This is a genomic window from Neobacillus sp. Soil_C_43 (assembly GCF_057656715.1).
Window position 1 is genome coordinate 42,287 of record NZ_JBDGJV010000017.1, and the last position, 15,524, is coordinate 57,810.

Sequence of the window (15,524 nt, forward strand, 5' to 3'; positions counted from 1 at the left end):
TGACCTCTATTTTCACTCAATCTGGTAATTTAACGCTATAATGCCTCATGGATCTTGGTACCCCTTTTATTTCAAGAACTCCATTATAGATTAGATGTCTAATTCTATATTCTAAATAAAAGTCACCCACGATTTCTTCCATCCGGTAAAGTGCTTCACCTATTACTCTCCCCGTACGAATAAAATCTTTCTTTTTTTGCTTCTTATGTAATTCACCAATTACTTCAATGATAAGATCATCAAAATAGTCATCTGGCACGCTGGTTACTTTCCCATTTTTCCATAAACGCAATACTTCTTTTGATTGCACAAGTATTTCCCATTCTTTCTTTAAAATCATCCGTTCCTCTCGAGTTAATGGGTTGGCGGATTTAGTTTTTTCAAATATGAGTCTTAACTCATTTGGGTGTAGTATACTCGAATATAACCGCTCATCTTTGTCGCCCATCCATTGTTCAAAAAGGGCTGTGGAATTTAGAACAAAAACTTCATTTGTTTTGTTCCTCAATAAATGAAGAATAAAACGGAGGCCTGTTTGTTCGTTTCCATTGTTGGCAGTCCAAATGTAAATAGGGACACCCTCCGGTATATCCTCTATTTCTAGCATCGCCTTAGTAAAATTATTTTCTAGTTCATACTCATCCTGCTCTAAGTTAATATTGTCATTCATCCATTCATGTCGATAAGCTTGTCCACTCTTTTTATCCAGCTTCCATACTGGCCCGATAGAAAAATAATCCTGAAAGGGTATCACCGTTTTTGGCCGCTCTAGCCCCACCTTTAAAGCCCCAGCAGTGGATGCAGAAGAAACCAGATGTACTGGGCCATTTTTCTCAAGGGAATAGACACCTTTTCTTTGTTTTCGAATGAGTTCATTTATTTTTCCTGCCATGAAGTTTACATGACTCTGGCTTATTAAATACCCCCGACCTTCAAGATGACTATGTTCTTCATGATTAAATTCCTCAAAACTATCTGTGATTTCGTATGTTTCCCATTCTCCTTGGTGAGACAATTCCGCAGTAGTTATATAGTCATCTCCTTGAATTTCATAAACAAAAACCACATTCGGCTCTTCAAAAAAATAGATGTATGGATAGGTATTTCTCGATTTCATCTCAATCCACCTCTTGTTTTTCAGCTGACTAAATTATTCCTTTTTCTTTCATTCTATGTTACTGTCTTTAAAAAACAAAACATTTTTACAAAGAGGGGTATTTATGAACATACTTTGGGATTTCGACGGGACACTTTTTGATACCTATCCAGCACTGGTAGAAGGGTTCATCAAATTAAGCAAACAAGATTTAGACCGCACGGAAGTGTTGAAATGGTTAAAGAAAGATTCCAAAACGGCCTTTAAACATTATGGAATCGATGAGAGCCAACGAGAGGAATACACTCGATTACATAACTATTATTCAAAAAATGAGAGTACTCCCTTTGAACAGTTAGCAGAGGTCCTTTCTACTATTGAAAATAATATTATTGTTACTCATCGGGATAAGGAGTCGACGATCTTTCTTCTTGAAAAGTACAATTTAAAAAAGTATTTTACAGAAGTGGTTTCGGTTGAAGAGCAAGGATTTACGAGGAAACCTCATAGTGCTTCTTATGAGTATGTACTAAAAAGTCACCATATCGATTTAGTTGTGGGCGACCGTGACTTAGATTTGATTCCGGCTAGGAAGTTAAACATTAAAACCGTAGCCTTTCAAAACCAAGACATTGAAGCTGATTTTCATATAGACAGCTATGCTGATTTTATTCCAGTCGTTCTTAATCAGCTAAAAAAAAACCTTTGATCAGATAGATCAAGGGGGTTTTTTTTAATCAAACGTTTGATTAGTTTCGTGAACCCTTTCGTATCAAGGGCTCCAGGATTTTAATCAAACGTTTGATTAGTTTTTCACCATCTTTAAGAATACAAATTTATTCAGCTTACCGTGCTTGCTCTTTGCTCTTGAGCTACAAGTTCACTTTGAGAATAATAGCGAACAGTCTTCCCAGCGATTGTCGCATAGTCAATTTCTTTTCTAGTACTACTACCAATATAACCATTAACATCAACAATAAAAATTTCATCCGCCAGATCAATTTTTCGAAAATGAATTGTAGCAAATAGCTCTTCTTGTTCCTGTGTTATTTCTATACCTTCACTTTGCTCAAAGAATCCTAGACTAATCACCACGTTCCCTTGCAGTGTCAGATAGGCATTTGCTTTTTCAAATTGCTCTTTAAATTTAGTAGAACCGCATAACGTTATGATCTTCATTAACTCCAACCCACTTTCCCGTATTCCTATTCGCCCAAATTATAACATTTCCCAACCTATTATATCTGTGGATCCTCCTATAATTTCAACTAACACTAGGCTTTTTCAAATACTTGGGACGTGGTAACAATCGTCATAAAAAAACGCCACCTGAACAGGTAACGTCATCTCCATTTTTCCACTTTCTTCTGTATCAACATTTGAAATCCATAAATAATGAAAGAATAGCTAATAAAGGTTAGGAATATATGTAGTGGCTTAAATTTAATTAATTTAAACAGCTTTCCCTTTTGATAAAGATACGTTAATGGAAAAGAAAAAAGTGAATCCATTAGCAAATTAGCTATAAAATATCGTTTTATATTCCCAAAGGTAAAATGAAAAATCCATAACGTTCCTACAAAAAAAGGTCCAAAAATAAAACTGAAATCGTTTAGGAATCTTGCTTTCCACCCGCCCGCACTATTCCACCATTTTAATGGGCCTGCCAACAAACACATGCCGGATACTAGAATCGCAGCGAAAATAGAAACTGGCAGATACTTCTTAAAGGACCTTTTCGGGAGAAAGATAATGGAAATCCACGGTAAAGTAAGCTGAAGAATCCTAATGATCATAGGCATAAACACATTTCCCCCTTTTCAGCTTACTTTTCCCTATCGGTCTGGAAATCATTCTCTATTTTCACTGTAATAAAAATAGCCCTTACATCTTTTAAAAAAGAAAAACTGCCACCTACGGCAGTCCTTCCTCTCTATCCGACATAGTGAAATGGGAAAGAGTTCATTTATGATTTTACTTTACTACTACATATTTTTGCTTTGCACAAGAAGTTTGGATTTTCCTGAACGTTCCCATTCTTCTACTGTTTCGTATGCTTTTTCAGGAGAATACCCTTTCCCTACCAGAACTCCCATTAGAATAAATTCTTGAAGAATATGCGTAGCATTTATTCCTCTTTTAACATCCTCTAATCCTTCTTTCACCAAAAATTCCGTGTACTGTATCCATTCATCTGGAGTCCTTCCAAAAACCTCAGTATTTCCATTGCCGTGACTGTTGCCTTCTTCCGCAGCCATGGCATCTGCTTTGGTACCATGAACAGTACCAAAAGGATGGTTAGGAGGAGCATATATTGAATAAAGTTTTAGCGGAATATTACCTGTATTGGTTAGATTATGCCATGTTCCAGCAGGTATCATTATCGCAGAATCATCAGAGACATTTCTTTCAAAGTTTAAATTCTCTTTACTCTTGCCCATTTGAACAATCCCCTGGCCTTGTTCAATCCGTAAGAATTGATCAACATTTGGATGGATTTCCAAACCGATATCTTCACCAACATTGAGGCTCATCAAAGTAACTTGATAATGTGCCCCTGTCCATAAGGCTGTCCGATACGTATTGTTTTGCTTCGATGCTTCATTGATGTTAACGACAAATGGGTTTGGTCCATAATCTGTTAATAGAACACTTCCATTACCGTTAGAAGAGCGAAATGAATCAAATCGGTTAGCGTGCACTACCCCATTAGGATAAGTTGTATAAACAGACTGCCTTCCATAGTTATACATTGGTACATTAGCATAATAAGGATATTGATAAGGATACATATAGGGAACATTGTACATTTTTCTCAATCCCTTCACAGTTTATAAAATTATCCTATGCACTTGTGAAGGGAAGGTACTTGGATTCAAACTTTATTCGTTAACTCTAACGTTTTTTTAGCATGCACTTGGCTTTCTCGTCTACCCCCAAATTTAAAAACAACAACCCCACCGACAATAACCAGCACACCAATTAACTGCTTAAAAGTAAATGGAACTTTTTCTAAACCTAATAACCCGAGAGAGTCCCACAATAAAGCAAATGCAAGCTGTGAGGCAAAGACGATCGAGATAGCATAGCTTGGTCCAAGGTGTTTCATGCCCTGAACGATAAATGTAACCACTCCTATCCCAAGTAAGCCACTGAACCAATACCAAAGCTTCATATTTTGTAGATGAAATAATTCTTTTCCTTCAAACATCAACCCAAAAATCATGGAAGCGAGGAATCCTAGCCCTAATACTAATGTGGTTGTGGCCCATGATCCAGCGCGTTCATTTACCTTACTGTTAAAAATATTTTGTACGCTAAGCAACGATCCCGCCAGCAGCGAGAATAATAGTCCAAATATCATACTCTACTCCCCTAATCTACTCGTAAATATTATCTCCAGCCAGCCTCCTCAATCCTTCCCTATCTTTTATGAGGATGACTCCCTTGTTCCGCTCGATTAAACCATCTTCACACAATTGGCCGATTACGCGATTTAAATGCCGATAACTTGTTCCAATCAAATTGGCCGTATCCTTGATACTAATGCTTATTTGGCTTTTATTCAGTGAGACTGATTCATCCAAAGAGACCGACATGAGATAACTGGCCAACCGCACCTCGACGGGATACATGATGGTAAGACTCATGGATTTGGATTTGACATGGAATTTTTTCGTGATGATTCCTAATAAAAATTGCAGGAACGGTGCATGATCTTTAGCATATTTTTTCAGCCAGCGATGATGAATACCGATCATACTAACCGACGAAACAGCCTCCACTGTATTAATAAAATCAATCCCCTGCACGTATTCAAGATCCCCTATTACTTCAAGCGGTGTCTTGAACGACAAGATGAGGGTTTTCCCTTCCGCCGAGTTGGTATAGATTTTAACCTTTCCCTTCACAAGAATGTACAAATACTCGGAAGGCTCTCCCTGGGAACAGATAAGTTCCCCTTCTTCAAAGCTGTATAGAGACAAATACGGGATTAATTGGTCATTGAATATGGATTCTATTTTATATGTCTCTATATATGTTTGTAATTGCTCTCGATCGTTTATTTCCCTCATCACTGACACCTACTTTCCGCTTGTAAACCATTCAAATGTTAGAACCTTAGGATCAATACCCCAGCAATCATCATTCCGATACCAATAAACTGCGGCAGCTTCATTTTCTGTTTCGTTAATCCGAACCATCCGTTACTGTCTATTATAAAGGTTAGACAAAGCTGAGCAATCAGAATAACGGCAACTGTAAAGGTAACGCCAATATGCTGAATCGCAGTGACGTTGCTAAACACAACAACCGCTCCAAAGGTACCACCCACTAAATATAACGGTTTGACTTGCTTGAAGCCTTGGTATTTTTTTTCACGGGTGAACATGAGTATAAGCAAAGCCACTATAAATCCTGTTAACTGAGTAATGGTTGCAGCTTGCCACGTGCCTATATCATTACTAATTTTAGTGTTTGCTACTCCTTGCAGGGTAATAAACGCCCCGGCTAAAAAAGCAAAAAAGATTCCTTTCATCGTGTTCACTCTCCATAGTTGATTTATCTTTATTAAACTGATTTTGAGCATTTCAGGAAAGGACATATGTCCTAATTGTAAAAAAAGGTAATTTATTTTTGTGAAAGGAATTGGATTTTTAAAAAGAAGGGAATCTATGTGACACATTTGGGTTCCGGTTGGTAGGTTTGGTCACATAGAGGCGGTTTACGTTACCCAATTGTTTTCTGGATGGAGGATTCGGGCTCGTAAATGCAGTCTACGCGACCAAATCAACCTTTGAAAGACGCGTTCGGGCTCGTAGAAGCAGTCTACGCGACCGAATCAACCTTTGAAAGATGCGTTCGGGCTCGTAGAAGCAGTCTACGCGACCAAATCAACCTTTGAAAGACGCGTTCGGGCTCGTAGAAGCAGTCTACGCGACCGAATCAACCTCTGAATGAAGCATTCGGGCTCGTAGAAGGTTCTAACCGGTGTAAAATTACACTCAACAAAGTAATCACAAACTTTATCAGCGAATATTAAGCCTTTATCAGCGAATCTGGAGTTTTATCAGCGAATATCAAAATTTATCAGCGAATTTCCGAGATTTATCAGCGAATCCGAAAAATCCCTCAAAATCACCCCAATAAAAAGACCTTCTCAAAAAGTTGAAAAGGCCTAATGTTTCACTTTATAATGCATCTGCGCAAATTGGTTATAGCGCTTTACTTTAAGCAAAGTTAACGATAACTCCGGATTAGGAGCTTTAAATAAAGGAATGCCCGCACCAAGTATGTGTGGTGTGATCGTAATAATGATTTCATCAATCAGTTTCTCTTTCATAAACGCATCGAGCAGATGAGCCCCACCAACCATCCATATTTTAGCGCCGTCTTGTTGCTTTAATCTTTTGGTAAACTCAATAACATCCTCATTTACAAATTCTACATCCCCATTCGAACCCTGCTCAGACCTCGAGAACACATAACACTTCCGATCGGAGTGCGGAAACGTATCAGTTACTCTTACTACGTAATCGTATGTTCTCTTCCCCATAATGATGGTATCAATTGATTCATACATTTCAGAAAAACCATTATCCCCCTCACCCTCGGTTTCGTGTAACCAATCTAAATCGTCCCCTTCTTTCGCGATGAATCCATCTAAACTTGCTGCTATAAATAAAACGATCTCTCTTGCCATCATTGCCACCCTTTCGTCCACAATTCTTAAGCATTTAGTATAAACAAAAACGTATAGTTCTACTATTAATAGAAACGCTAGTAATGAGGTGAATCTACAACATGTTGAAAAAGGAAAACCAACCCAACGAAATAAAATACAGCATTTGGGATACCAAAACAGAGGAAAATCTCGACCAGATGAAAGAAGAATTAGCTGAGTTCATCGAACAGCCCACAAAAACACAGCCACAAAACGACTAAAGAAGCAGCTATTAACGGTTGCTTCTTTAGCATTACTTTACTTTTTCTAGAAACACCCTAAGAATTCCTACTTTTCGATGTTGAGTTGTTGTTGTAACAAATGATTAATATGTTCCTAACAAAAATGACATAGTTTATTAATAAATTGTGGGTATAGTATGAAATAGTGGGGATAGCGCGTGTGGCTATCATGGTATATGGCGAAGGCGGAGCCAGTACTGATTTAGAAAAGAAAACATTCCCTTTATTTCATAAAACGTACCCTTACACTTCCCAATTTAAAACAAGGCTTATCCTATTGGAACATGCCAACAGGTTATCCAATAAAATAGAACTAGCTAACATGTACAAAAATTGGGAGTGTGCATATGGGAATCATTACGGGGAATCATTTTTTAGACCGATTAAATAAAATGAAAACTGAAATTTGGTATGACGGTGGAAAAATAAAGGGAATGCTTTCTGAACATCCTGCCTTTAAAGGCATTCTGCAAACAAAAGCAGCGCTTTATGATTTGCAGAATGATAGGGAGTTTATAGGAAAAATGACTTACCTATCTCCAGAATCTAATAGCTTAATAGGCCTTTCCTTCTTGCAGCCAAAGACTAAAGAGGATTTAAAGAAAAGACGAGAAATGTTCGAAATTTGGGCAAGGCACACGCATGGATTGATGGGCAGAAGTCCAGATTATATGAACACAATCGTTATGAGCTTTGCCTCCTCTTCGGCTGCCCTCTTGAAGGGGAAAGAAAACTGCTTCCCCGAAAACATTCTAGCAGTCTATGAAAAAGCAAAAGAAAACGACCTTTGCTTTACACATACATTCATTACTCCGCAAATTAATCGTTCCCAATATAATTTTGACTGTCCTAAGGACCCCATTTCCGCAAAAGTAATTGATCGAAATGAAAAAGGAATTATCATTAAAGGTGCTCGGCTTCTTGCTACACAGGGTGGATTAACGGATGAGGTATTGGTCTATACGGCTCCAAGAAAATTCATGGATCCAGCCGAAGCATTTGCTTTTTCCATTCCTTCTAATACGAAAGGATTAAAATTTATCTGTCGCGAATCATTCGTAGGTGGTGAATCCCCCATTAATCACCCCTTAAGCTCTCGTTATGAAGAGATGGATTCCATCGTCGTTTTTGATAACGTGTTAGTTCCGTGGGACCGAGTATTCTTTTACGACAATGTGGAAGCTGCTAATGACTTCATGCTCCACAGCTCCTTCCATCATTTCGCCACGCACCAAGTACTTACTAGGCAAATTGTAAAAACAGAGTTTGTCTTAGGCATTGCGGAACTTTTGGTAGAGACGATTAATGTTAAGGAATACCAGCATATTCAAGAGAAACTATCTGAAATCATCATCGGACTCGAAACCATGAAGTCTTTATTGGAGAAGTCTGAACTGGATGCACAACTAGATGAATGGGGATACATGCGCCCTAGCCTTCTTCCCCTCCAAGTTGCCACAAACGTCTTCCCACGAATATATCCCCGTTTCAGCGAGATTATTCAATTAATTGGCGCAAGTGGAATGGTATCATTACCGACTGAAAAAGCCTTTGAATCTGGTATTCGTACAGACCTTGACCAGTATCTTCAAGGGGCGAGTAAAACTGCTGAGGAGCGCGTGAAAATATTTCGTTTAGCTTGGGATTTGACGATGAGCTCATTTGGAACGAGACAAACACACTATGAAAGATACTTTTTTGGAGATCCGATACGGCTGTCCAGTACTTTGTACCAAACCTATCCGAAAAGTGAGCATGTCAGGAACGTATGTGATTTCTTAGATTTACATTAAAAAGAGCTGCAACGGCGCAGCTCTTTCCTTTTTCCTTCCTATACTGTTTGAAGGTTTTCCCATTCATGCCGTAAAACGCCCATCACAAGAACGTCAAATCGTTTACCGTCCCGATAGACCATGGAGCGCTTGCGGCCTTCTAATTGAAAACCAACCTTTTCGTATGCCCTGATTCCACCTTTGTTATATTCAATTACTTCTAAACCAACCCGGTCTAGATTTAGTTCATGGAAGGCATAGCGAAGAATCAGCTTTAACGCATCTGACCCATATCCTTTGTTACGATGTGCGGCCTGGCCAATTCCGATGGCCAACATCCCCGCGCGATTATTCCACTCGATGCTATGAATAACAGCAAAGCCAATCAGTTCATCATGTTCCATGGTTCTAAGTCGGAAGTAAGAACTATTATGTCCTGAGCTCCCCTCTTCGCTCCATTGTTCTTTTGTTTTAGGAAGGGCTATGTCTGTATCCACATTCCGTAGATATTCAGCGTCCTCGCTCCACTTCATCATGATGTCCACATCTTCTTCTCTTGCTGCAGATAGCTTTACCCGATCACCGTAAAAAAGTTTAGAATGAATAATGGTCATTTTAATCTCCTTAATATATTGTATTTTTCACCTCTTTACACTTATAAAACCTGTTAATCGTACGCAATAACCTCATCCTCCCGATAATTAGTTAGTTTAATCATAAGTCTTTTTCATTGATGCATCAACCAAAATTTCCCACATTTAGTGGTAAACTTTGTGAGATCCACGATGCCCGTTGTCCTTAAAAAAATTCATTACCTGGCACTGTTATCTTTTCCCATAGTGCCCGTCTGCCTCGAAAATGAACTTGTATGGGAATTGTGAATGGTTCACAAGGACCTTGCACCTTAAAATAGAGCCTGCCCGGGCACTGTCATCTACCCACAGTTCCCATCAGACTCGTAAATGATCTTGTATGGGAATTGTGAATGGTTCACAAGGACCTAACACCTTAAAAAAGAGCTTGCTTGGGCACTGTCACCTGCCCACAGTGCCCGTCTGCCCCGTAAATAAACTTGTATGGGAATTGTGAAGTGTTCACAAGGACCTTGCACCTTAAAAAAGAGCTTGCTTGGGCACTGTCACCTGCCCACAGTACCCGTCTGCCCCGTAAATGAGCTTGTATAGGAATTCTGAATGGTGTACAAAGCCCTTGTTCCACTTTAGTAAGAGATTACTGTAATGCTATAAGATGAGGTTCTATTGGCTCCACTTCCTAATTCCTCAAAACTAATCAAACGTTTGATTAGTTTTTTACCCAAAAAAACAGTTCCTCCACTAAGAGGAACATCCACTTCCGCAACTAGAACAGCTAGACCCGCCGGAACAACTTGAGCAGCTGGCGCCACCTCCGTCATGACCCCCACCTCCGTGACCGTCGCCATGTCCACCGTCCTTATGACCTGGCCCATGCGAAGCCGTCCCGCAGAAAATTGCCGTGGAGCAGCCGCTTGTATAATTCACTGCTTTCGCATACGTATACTCACTCGCATACTTCCAATAATCATCAAAGTAAAAACTAGAGAAAAATACCATTGCAAGCCCCAAATTAGTCATTTCACCATAATGTCGCTGCTTCGTAAATTGACCTTTTGAATCCACATGATACGTTTCTTCCGCATGAATGACTTGCTGCTTCATTTGCCTAACAAGATACTCAACCGTCCCCCGGTTATCCTCATTCACTTTAAAATATCTATTAATCAACCATTCATTGCTTTCTTCCTTGAACTCTTGTAAAACCTTTTTATCTAAAGGGTATCTAAAAAAGCTTCCCCAGGACTTCCAGCTATACTCTGTAATCGTAAATAAATGAGAAAATACCCAATCAAAAAACGCTCGTTCCTGTGGTGCAGGCGTTGGACTCGTATTAGGCGTGTGATGTAACATTTTTCCAACAAATCTTTCTGAAAAAGCGTGATATTTTTGCGTAAAAAGCAGCATCGTATGCCAGACTTCATCCACCTCTGCACTAAACATAGGCGTTTCTTTTAACATATTGGAAAGCAAGAAATACCGTTTTAATTCAAAAAGACGCCATTCGAATTCATCTTCGGTCCGTTTCGAATGCTCCTGAAGAAAACGATACTTTACTTGCTCAATATAATCAGCATTCAAGGATGAATCAAATTTTTCAAGCAATGGTGTCACTGGAACATCGGTCAGCACACCCAAATGCACAGGAATATTTTCTTTCGCTAATTTAGGTCGATCCTTTGTTGCTAAAACCACTACCCCTGTCACCACTCCAGCTAGCACAAGTGCCCCTGTTACAACTCCAATTACCAAATGAATCACCATCCTTCCCCATGATAGTGTACTACGTATTAAAATTGGTAAAAGTTTCATACAAAATAAAAATGACGATCCCCTTAATGAAGGATCGTCTCATCGATTTATACTAAAAATGCCCCTAACGCCACCATGGCCTTCTTCAATGCCTGTTCATAAGCCTTATCCTTACCAATGATGTTACGAAAATCTGCGACATCTCGAACCGTCGAGCGTCCTTCTATTTCGTATCCATTATTAAATATTAATAGACAAATAGTGGATTTATCACTCATTCGGTGAAATTTCTTCTCTACGATCATTTCCTCTAATTTCACCCGTTTTTCATCCTTAATCGTTTGGTTTCGAGAATACGGGATCACTACATGGTCATACATATGCTTATTCTTGCATGTGACTAGAAGAATCTTTTCCCCTTTATGTTCTACTTGATTGATTTCCCCACATTTTGGACAAATACTATCGATGAACATACAAATCGCTCTCCCTTTACTTGAATGGTTTGTAGGATAAAATTTTCTAAGGCTGTGTTACTTTATATATTTCATATCCATAAAAAAATACCTTCAACGAATCGAAGGTATCTCAAATTTAATCGAATTCTAATCTTTCCTTGTAAAAACTACCTCATCTCCAAATTCTTAGCCGTCTTGCTCGTTTCAACCTCTTTTTCCTCTCTAAACGTACCAAATAAGTAATCAGCAAAAGGAGTACTCACGCCGTACCAGTAATTTTCATTTTTATAGTGATGAAGGATATGAACCTTCTTCACCCATCTACCAAACTTCGTTTTCGGCTTCAATGGCCGGTGGGCTACGTAATGCTTCCATTCATAGGTTAACAACATCGTCATCAACCCTAATCCAAACGTGACCGTTCCTGTAAAATCACCCGTGATGAAATAAAAAATTGAACAAATAACCAGGAAGTTGGGCAGGCTGTACCATAGCGGCAGAAACAAAAGCTTTAAATCATCGGGATAGATATGGTGGTCGTAATGAATTCTCTTAAGAAATTTTAAAAAGTGCGGATTCTTAGGGGTTTTTAAATGGAACAAGAAGCGGTGTGTCAAATATTCACTGAAGGCGAAGGTCACTAGGCCGAGTAAGAAATAAAAAACAAATGCTGATTCTACGCCCACACTTACCACATAAATCAATCCCGATAGGACCAATAAGAACATAGTCAAAATGTCAAAATGCAAAAAGAAATCTCGATATACCTTCCTCATCACACACTCCCCTTATACCTACACATTACTAATAATTTTATAATATTCCGAAAAAATTTTCACTACTATTTAGTCGATCCTATCTCTTTATAAAAATAGTTTGAAAAATGCCTCAATTTATGATTCGATTAAGAATAATTAGGAGGGGTTCTACATGAACGGAAAAATGAGACTTATCATCACCATGCTCATTTTTGGAAGCATCGGGGTATTTGTCAAAAAGATTGATCATCTAACTTCAAGCGAAATTGCCTTTTTAAGAGGAGTCATCGGGAGTCTATTCCTACTTATTGTTAGTTTCCTATTCAAGCATAAACCATCGCTTAAAGCGTTAAAACAAAATGCCCTTTTACTTCTGCTATCAGGGACGGCAATTGGCCTGAATTGGATCTTTCTATTTGAATCCTATCGGTATACGACCGTATCAAATGCAACCATCAGCTACTACTTCGCGCCAATTTTTGTCATGATTTTAGCTCCATGGATTTTGAAAGAAAAACTGACAAGCATCAAGGTTGCTTGCATCGTAACAGCGATGATTGGGCTATTTTTAGTTGTTTACACGGGGGCTGGTGGAGTAAGCGGCTCGCAGAACCATGCGGTTGGTATTTTGTATGGCCTACTGGCGGCGGCGTTATATGCCAGCGTTATTTTAATGAACAAATTTATTAAAAATCTGTCTGGTTTTGAACTGACATTAGTTCAATTATTGGCTGGAGCAGTGGTCCTGTTTCCCTATATCCTGTGGCAGGGAGACCTTAATTTTTCTAGTTTAGATTCAACGTCGCTCATTTTTATCCTGATCCTCGGAATTGTGCATACTGGCTTAGCTTATTTCTTATACTTTACGTCTCTTCAAGAATTAAAGGGCCAGACGATTGCGGTTCTCAGCTATATCGATCCGATTTCCGCCTTCATCATTGCAGCGATTTTCTTAAGCGAGAGCATGACATGGGTGCAAATGCTTGGCGGTGTTCTAATCCTTGGTTCTACTTTTGTAAGTGAAAAGGCTAGAGGTGAAATTGGCGAAGAATAGTCAGACTCCTACTACTTCTCCATAATTGAACTATTGCAAAAAGGCTGCGGGAGGTGTCCTGCAGCCTTTTTGACGTTGGATTTGGAAACAAATTACAAAATTTGTAGAATTGTTCTTTGATTTTGTAGAATAACTTGAAATTTTGTAGAATTCCTTTGATTTTGTGTAGAATTCTTCTAAATTTGTGTAGAATTCCTTCGATTTTGTGTAGAATTCTTTTAAAAATTAAACAAGACAGCCCCCCATTCACCTCCAAAAGGGCTGGCGGGGTTTTATTTTTTGCAGAAAGTAATAAATTATATACGATAAAGTAAAAACAAGAGTTGCATCTAGCAGGTTCCATATTAAATGATGAGAAAAATGCCCCAAACCGAAAGATTTGAACAAAATATCTACCATATCAATCAATAAAACATGGACAGCATAGATCCCCAAAGCATTGCCTCCTATTTTTGTGATCCATACTCCCTTTCCAAGTTGCGGATTATTACAAGTAAAGAAAAACAAACTGACAGTAAGCAATATAGTCGATAAAAAGTATTCTCCATGCTTAGCAGATAACACCTTTGTCAGCAAATACCCTTCTGCAGCCTGTAGGATTAAGAAGAAACCGATCAAAGATAAATACGTCCCTTTTTCAAATTTAAAAGACTGTACGAAAGGCAACCTGCTGGCAAACCAGAATCCTAAGGTACTATAAAATAACCCAATGAATAAGGCATCGCGTGTGACTAAAGATACTTCATAGAAGATAGAATACGACTGCCCAAAAAGACCGGCTATATTTAAACAAAGGCTAAGGATTACTAGGAGCGTTATTTTTTTCAACCTAAAGAATAGATAGACAACAGAAATGCTCCATGCCAGAGAAATCACAAACCATAATTGATAACCACTTGTCCCATGCCCATAATAAAAGAGATTTAAAGGTGTTAATACCTCCAAATACTTAGATAACTCGTGCTTAACATTCCCCCCATTTAAAGAAATCCGTAACACATCATAACCGATATAAAATAAGAGCCAGCAAACATATATTTTTAGTATTTTTATTACATATCTTTTAAAATAGCCTGCAATTTGAGAAGTATTTATCACTTTGAGACCAAACAAATATCCAGAAGCAACAAAGAAAAAGGGTACAGCAAACCTTGAAAAGTTATCCAATAAAAAGAATCCTATCTTGTCATCGCTAGGGAATGTATGGATGATGACAACTGCCACTATCGCAAAAAATTTAATGAAGTCAATCGCATAGTTTCTTTCCATTTATCTGCCTCTATTCCTGTTACATTCTTTCAGCCCTCTCTTATTATTTCCAATATGAAAAGCATTATTTAGGCATTTGTACATACTTCTTATTTTCATGGATGCCACATATTTATAGAGTAAAAAGACGGGACAAGGTGATTGTTATTCTTCAGACATTAATGGCTACTATTATTGGCAGTTTGTTAATAGGAATTGGGGTAAATGGATTTCTCGTTCCTAATTATTTAATTGATGGAGGCATCCTTGGAATTGCACTAATTCTTCATTACTTCTTTCATTTCCAGACAGGCATTACCATGGTAGCTCTAAGCCTACCGATCTGCATTTTTGCATCACTGAATGAAAGAGGATATTTCTTTAGCAGTTTACAAGGACTGTTACTCTCTTCTTTGTTCATTGATTTACTCGCCCCCCTTCGACACCAATTCTCTGTTTCCCATCTAGCAGGTGCATTAATAGGAGGCGTGATTATTGGGACAGGAGTGGGTTTAATGCTCCGATATAAGACGAGCACTGGGGGAACAGACTTACTTGCTAAAATCATATCAGGTACCTTTTCCATGAACATAGCACTTGTCATTTTCGTTATTGATGGACTTATTGTTTTAGCAGGTTTTACCGTACTTTCATTGGACAGCTTCTTCTACTCGTGCCTGGCCATTACTACAGTAGGTCTAACCACTTCTTTCTTTGCCGGTCATCAACCGTAACTTCTAGGCTCCCTCCTTTTAAAAGTAAATAGGTAAATGTCTAATCCTAGGACAATCGTGGTACATAGTATGAAATTGTGTTCGTTATAAAT

The 15,524-nt window shown here is 38.5% G+C and carries 18 protein-coding genes; 5 read left to right on the top strand and 13 right to left on the bottom strand.

Annotated elements, in window-relative coordinates; genetic code table 11:
* Positions 1-16: 16 nt before the first annotated feature.
* Positions 17-1,117: a DUF1835 domain-containing protein gene (locus AC3A54_RS19940; RefSeq protein ID WP_487655889.1), complete on the bottom strand. Its 1,101-nt coding sequence runs from the start codon at positions 1,115-1,117 to the stop codon at positions 17-19.
* A 103-nt stretch (positions 1,118-1,220) separates the two neighbouring features.
* On the opposite strand from AC3A54_RS19940, the gene AC3A54_RS19945 reads away from it, so the two are divergent.
* Positions 1,221-1,805, top strand: a complete 585-nt coding sequence (locus AC3A54_RS19945) for an HAD-IA family hydrolase (RefSeq protein WP_487655890.1) — start codon at positions 1,221-1,223, stop codon at positions 1,803-1,805.
* Between the two features lie 131 nt (positions 1,806-1,936).
* On the opposite strand, the gene AC3A54_RS19950 is transcribed toward AC3A54_RS19945, so the two are convergent.
* From AC3A54_RS19950 to AC3A54_RS19980, 7 genes are all read right to left on the bottom strand, one after another.
* Positions 1,937-2,275, bottom strand: coding sequence for a hypothetical protein (locus AC3A54_RS19950; protein ID WP_487655891.1), 339 nt, complete (start codon positions 2,273-2,275; stop codon positions 1,937-1,939).
* A 164-nt stretch (positions 2,276-2,439) separates the two neighbouring features.
* Complete coding sequence (locus AC3A54_RS19955; protein WP_487655892.1) at positions 2,440-2,898, bottom strand: hypothetical protein; 459 nt, start codon at positions 2,896-2,898, stop codon at positions 2,440-2,442.
* Positions 2,899-3,081: 183 nt separating this feature from the next.
* Positions 3,082-3,906 (bottom strand): cupin domain-containing protein, encoded by an 825-nt coding sequence (locus AC3A54_RS19960; RefSeq protein ID WP_487655893.1) that lies wholly within the window; start codon positions 3,904-3,906, stop codon positions 3,082-3,084.
* A gap of 65 nt (positions 3,907-3,971) precedes the next feature.
* Complete coding sequence (locus AC3A54_RS19965) at positions 3,972-4,460, bottom strand: DMT family transporter (RefSeq protein ID WP_487655894.1); 489 nt, start codon at positions 4,458-4,460, stop codon at positions 3,972-3,974.
* A 16-nt stretch (positions 4,461-4,476) separates the two neighbouring features.
* Positions 4,477-5,172 carry a Crp/Fnr family transcriptional regulator gene (locus AC3A54_RS19970; RefSeq protein WP_487655895.1) on the bottom strand — a complete coding sequence of 232 codons (696 nt, stop codon included), beginning with the start codon at positions 5,170-5,172 and terminating at the stop codon, positions 4,477-4,479.
* Between the two features lie 38 nt (positions 5,173-5,210).
* The gene (locus AC3A54_RS19975) at positions 5,211-5,636 is read right to left on the bottom strand and encodes a DMT family transporter (RefSeq protein ID WP_487655896.1); all 426 of its coding nucleotides are present in this window, start codon (positions 5,634-5,636) and stop codon (positions 5,211-5,213) included.
* A gap of 639 nt (positions 5,637-6,275) precedes the next feature.
* Positions 6,276-6,800 (bottom strand): dihydrofolate reductase family protein, encoded by a 525-nt coding sequence (locus AC3A54_RS19980; RefSeq protein ID WP_487655897.1) that lies wholly within the window; start codon positions 6,798-6,800, stop codon positions 6,276-6,278.
* A 101-nt stretch (positions 6,801-6,901) separates the two neighbouring features.
* Here AC3A54_RS19980 and AC3A54_RS19985 point away from each other — a divergent pair, with 101 nt between their 5' ends.
* Together AC3A54_RS19985 and hpaB are read left to right on the top strand one after the other, a co-directional pair.
* Positions 6,902-7,042 carry a hypothetical protein gene (locus AC3A54_RS19985; RefSeq protein WP_487655898.1) on the top strand — a complete coding sequence of 47 codons (141 nt, stop codon included), beginning with the start codon at positions 6,902-6,904 and terminating at the stop codon, positions 7,040-7,042.
* 368 nt (positions 7,043-7,410) lie between these two features.
* Positions 7,411-8,856: a 4-hydroxyphenylacetate 3-monooxygenase, oxygenase component gene (gene hpaB / locus AC3A54_RS19990; RefSeq protein ID WP_487655899.1), complete on the top strand. Its 1,446-nt coding sequence runs from the start codon at positions 7,411-7,413 to the stop codon at positions 8,854-8,856.
* A gap of 38 nt (positions 8,857-8,894) precedes the next feature.
* Here hpaB and AC3A54_RS19995 read toward each other — a convergent pair whose 3' ends face one another.
* The 4 genes from AC3A54_RS19995 to AC3A54_RS20010 all read right to left on the bottom strand — a co-directional run bounded on the left by AC3A54_RS19995 (position 8,895) and on the right by AC3A54_RS20010 (position 12,414).
* Positions 8,895-9,449, bottom strand: coding sequence for a GNAT family N-acetyltransferase (locus tag AC3A54_RS19995; protein WP_487655900.1), 555 nt, complete (start codon positions 9,447-9,449; stop codon positions 8,895-8,897).
* Positions 9,450-10,169: 720 nt separating this feature from the next.
* Complete coding sequence (locus AC3A54_RS20000) at positions 10,170-11,180, bottom strand: glycine-rich domain-containing protein (RefSeq protein WP_487655901.1); 1,011 nt, start codon at positions 11,178-11,180, stop codon at positions 10,170-10,172.
* Positions 11,181-11,287: 107 nt separating this feature from the next.
* Positions 11,288-11,656, bottom strand: coding sequence for a Gp49 family protein (locus tag AC3A54_RS20005; protein ID WP_487655902.1), 369 nt, complete (start codon positions 11,654-11,656; stop codon positions 11,288-11,290).
* A 149-nt stretch (positions 11,657-11,805) separates the two neighbouring features.
* Entirely contained in the window at positions 11,806-12,414 is a 609-nt protein-coding gene (locus AC3A54_RS20010; RefSeq protein WP_487655903.1) for a sterol desaturase family protein, read from the bottom strand.
* 154 nt (positions 12,415-12,568) lie between these two features.
* On the opposite strand from AC3A54_RS20010, the gene AC3A54_RS20015 reads away from it, so the two are divergent.
* On the top strand, positions 12,569-13,450 hold the full coding sequence (locus AC3A54_RS20015; protein ID WP_487655904.1) for a DMT family transporter: 882 nt from the start codon (positions 12,569-12,571) through the stop codon (positions 13,448-13,450).
* A 246-nt stretch (positions 13,451-13,696) separates the two neighbouring features.
* Here the strand turns inward: AC3A54_RS20015 and AC3A54_RS20020 are convergent, their stop codons facing one another.
* Positions 13,697-14,719 (bottom strand): acyltransferase, encoded by a 1,023-nt coding sequence (locus AC3A54_RS20020; RefSeq protein WP_487655905.1) that lies wholly within the window; start codon positions 14,717-14,719, stop codon positions 13,697-13,699.
* A gap of 137 nt (positions 14,720-14,856) precedes the next feature.
* Here AC3A54_RS20020 and AC3A54_RS20025 point away from each other — a divergent pair, with 137 nt between their 5' ends.
* A complete protein-coding gene (locus tag AC3A54_RS20025; protein ID WP_487655906.1) occupies positions 14,857-15,432 on the top strand; it encodes a YitT family protein in 576 nt (191 codons plus the stop codon).
* Positions 15,433-15,524 lie beyond the last annotated feature (92 nt).

What these genes read in the sequence shown, in the direction of transcription:
- AC3A54_RS19960 (WP_487655893.1), bottom strand. Translation starts at nt 3,906, where the DNA reads ATGTACAATGTTCCCTATATGTATCCTTATCAATATCCTTATTATGCT.
- AC3A54_RS19970 (WP_487655895.1), bottom strand. Translation starts at nt 5,172, where the DNA reads ATGAGGGAAATAAACGATCGAGAGCAATTACAAACATATATAGAGACA.
- AC3A54_RS19995 (WP_487655900.1), bottom strand. Translation starts at nt 9,449, where the DNA reads ATGACCATTATTCATTCTAAACTTTTTTACGGTGATCGGGTAAAGCTA.
- AC3A54_RS20020 (WP_487655905.1), bottom strand. Translation starts at nt 14,719, where the DNA reads ATGGAAAGAAACTATGCGATTGACTTCATTAAATTTTTTGCGATAGTG.
- AC3A54_RS20015 (WP_487655904.1), top strand. Translation starts at nt 12,569, where the DNA reads ATGAACGGAAAAATGAGACTTATCATCACCATGCTCATTTTTGGAAGC.
- hpaB (WP_487655899.1), top strand. Translation starts at nt 7,411, where the DNA reads ATGGGAATCATTACGGGGAATCATTTTTTAGACCGATTAAATAAAATG.
- AC3A54_RS19980 (WP_487655897.1), bottom strand. Translation starts at nt 6,800, where the DNA reads ATGGCAAGAGAGATCGTTTTATTTATAGCAGCAAGTTTAGATGGATTC.
- AC3A54_RS20005 (WP_487655902.1), bottom strand. Translation starts at nt 11,656, where the DNA reads ATGTTCATCGATAGTATTTGTCCAAAATGTGGGGAAATCAATCAAGTA.
- AC3A54_RS19955 (WP_487655892.1), bottom strand. Translation starts at nt 2,898, where the DNA reads ATGCCTATGATCATTAGGATTCTTCAGCTTACTTTACCGTGGATTTCC.
- AC3A54_RS19945 (WP_487655890.1), top strand. Translation starts at nt 1,221, where the DNA reads ATGAACATACTTTGGGATTTCGACGGGACACTTTTTGATACCTATCCA.
- AC3A54_RS19940 (WP_487655889.1), bottom strand. Translation starts at nt 1,117, where the DNA reads ATGAAATCGAGAAATACCTATCCATACATCTATTTTTTTGAAGAGCCG.
- AC3A54_RS19950 (WP_487655891.1), bottom strand. Translation starts at nt 2,275, where the DNA reads ATGAAGATCATAACGTTATGCGGTTCTACTAAATTTAAAGAGCAATTT.
- AC3A54_RS19965 (WP_487655894.1), bottom strand. Translation starts at nt 4,460, where the DNA reads ATGATATTTGGACTATTATTCTCGCTGCTGGCGGGATCGTTGCTTAGC.
- AC3A54_RS20010 (WP_487655903.1), bottom strand. Translation starts at nt 12,414, where the DNA reads ATGAGGAAGGTATATCGAGATTTCTTTTTGCATTTTGACATTTTGACT.
- AC3A54_RS19985 (WP_487655898.1), top strand. Translation starts at nt 6,902, where the DNA reads ATGTTGAAAAAGGAAAACCAACCCAACGAAATAAAATACAGCATTTGG.
- AC3A54_RS19975 (WP_487655896.1), bottom strand. Translation starts at nt 5,636, where the DNA reads ATGAAAGGAATCTTTTTTGCTTTTTTAGCCGGGGCGTTTATTACCCTG.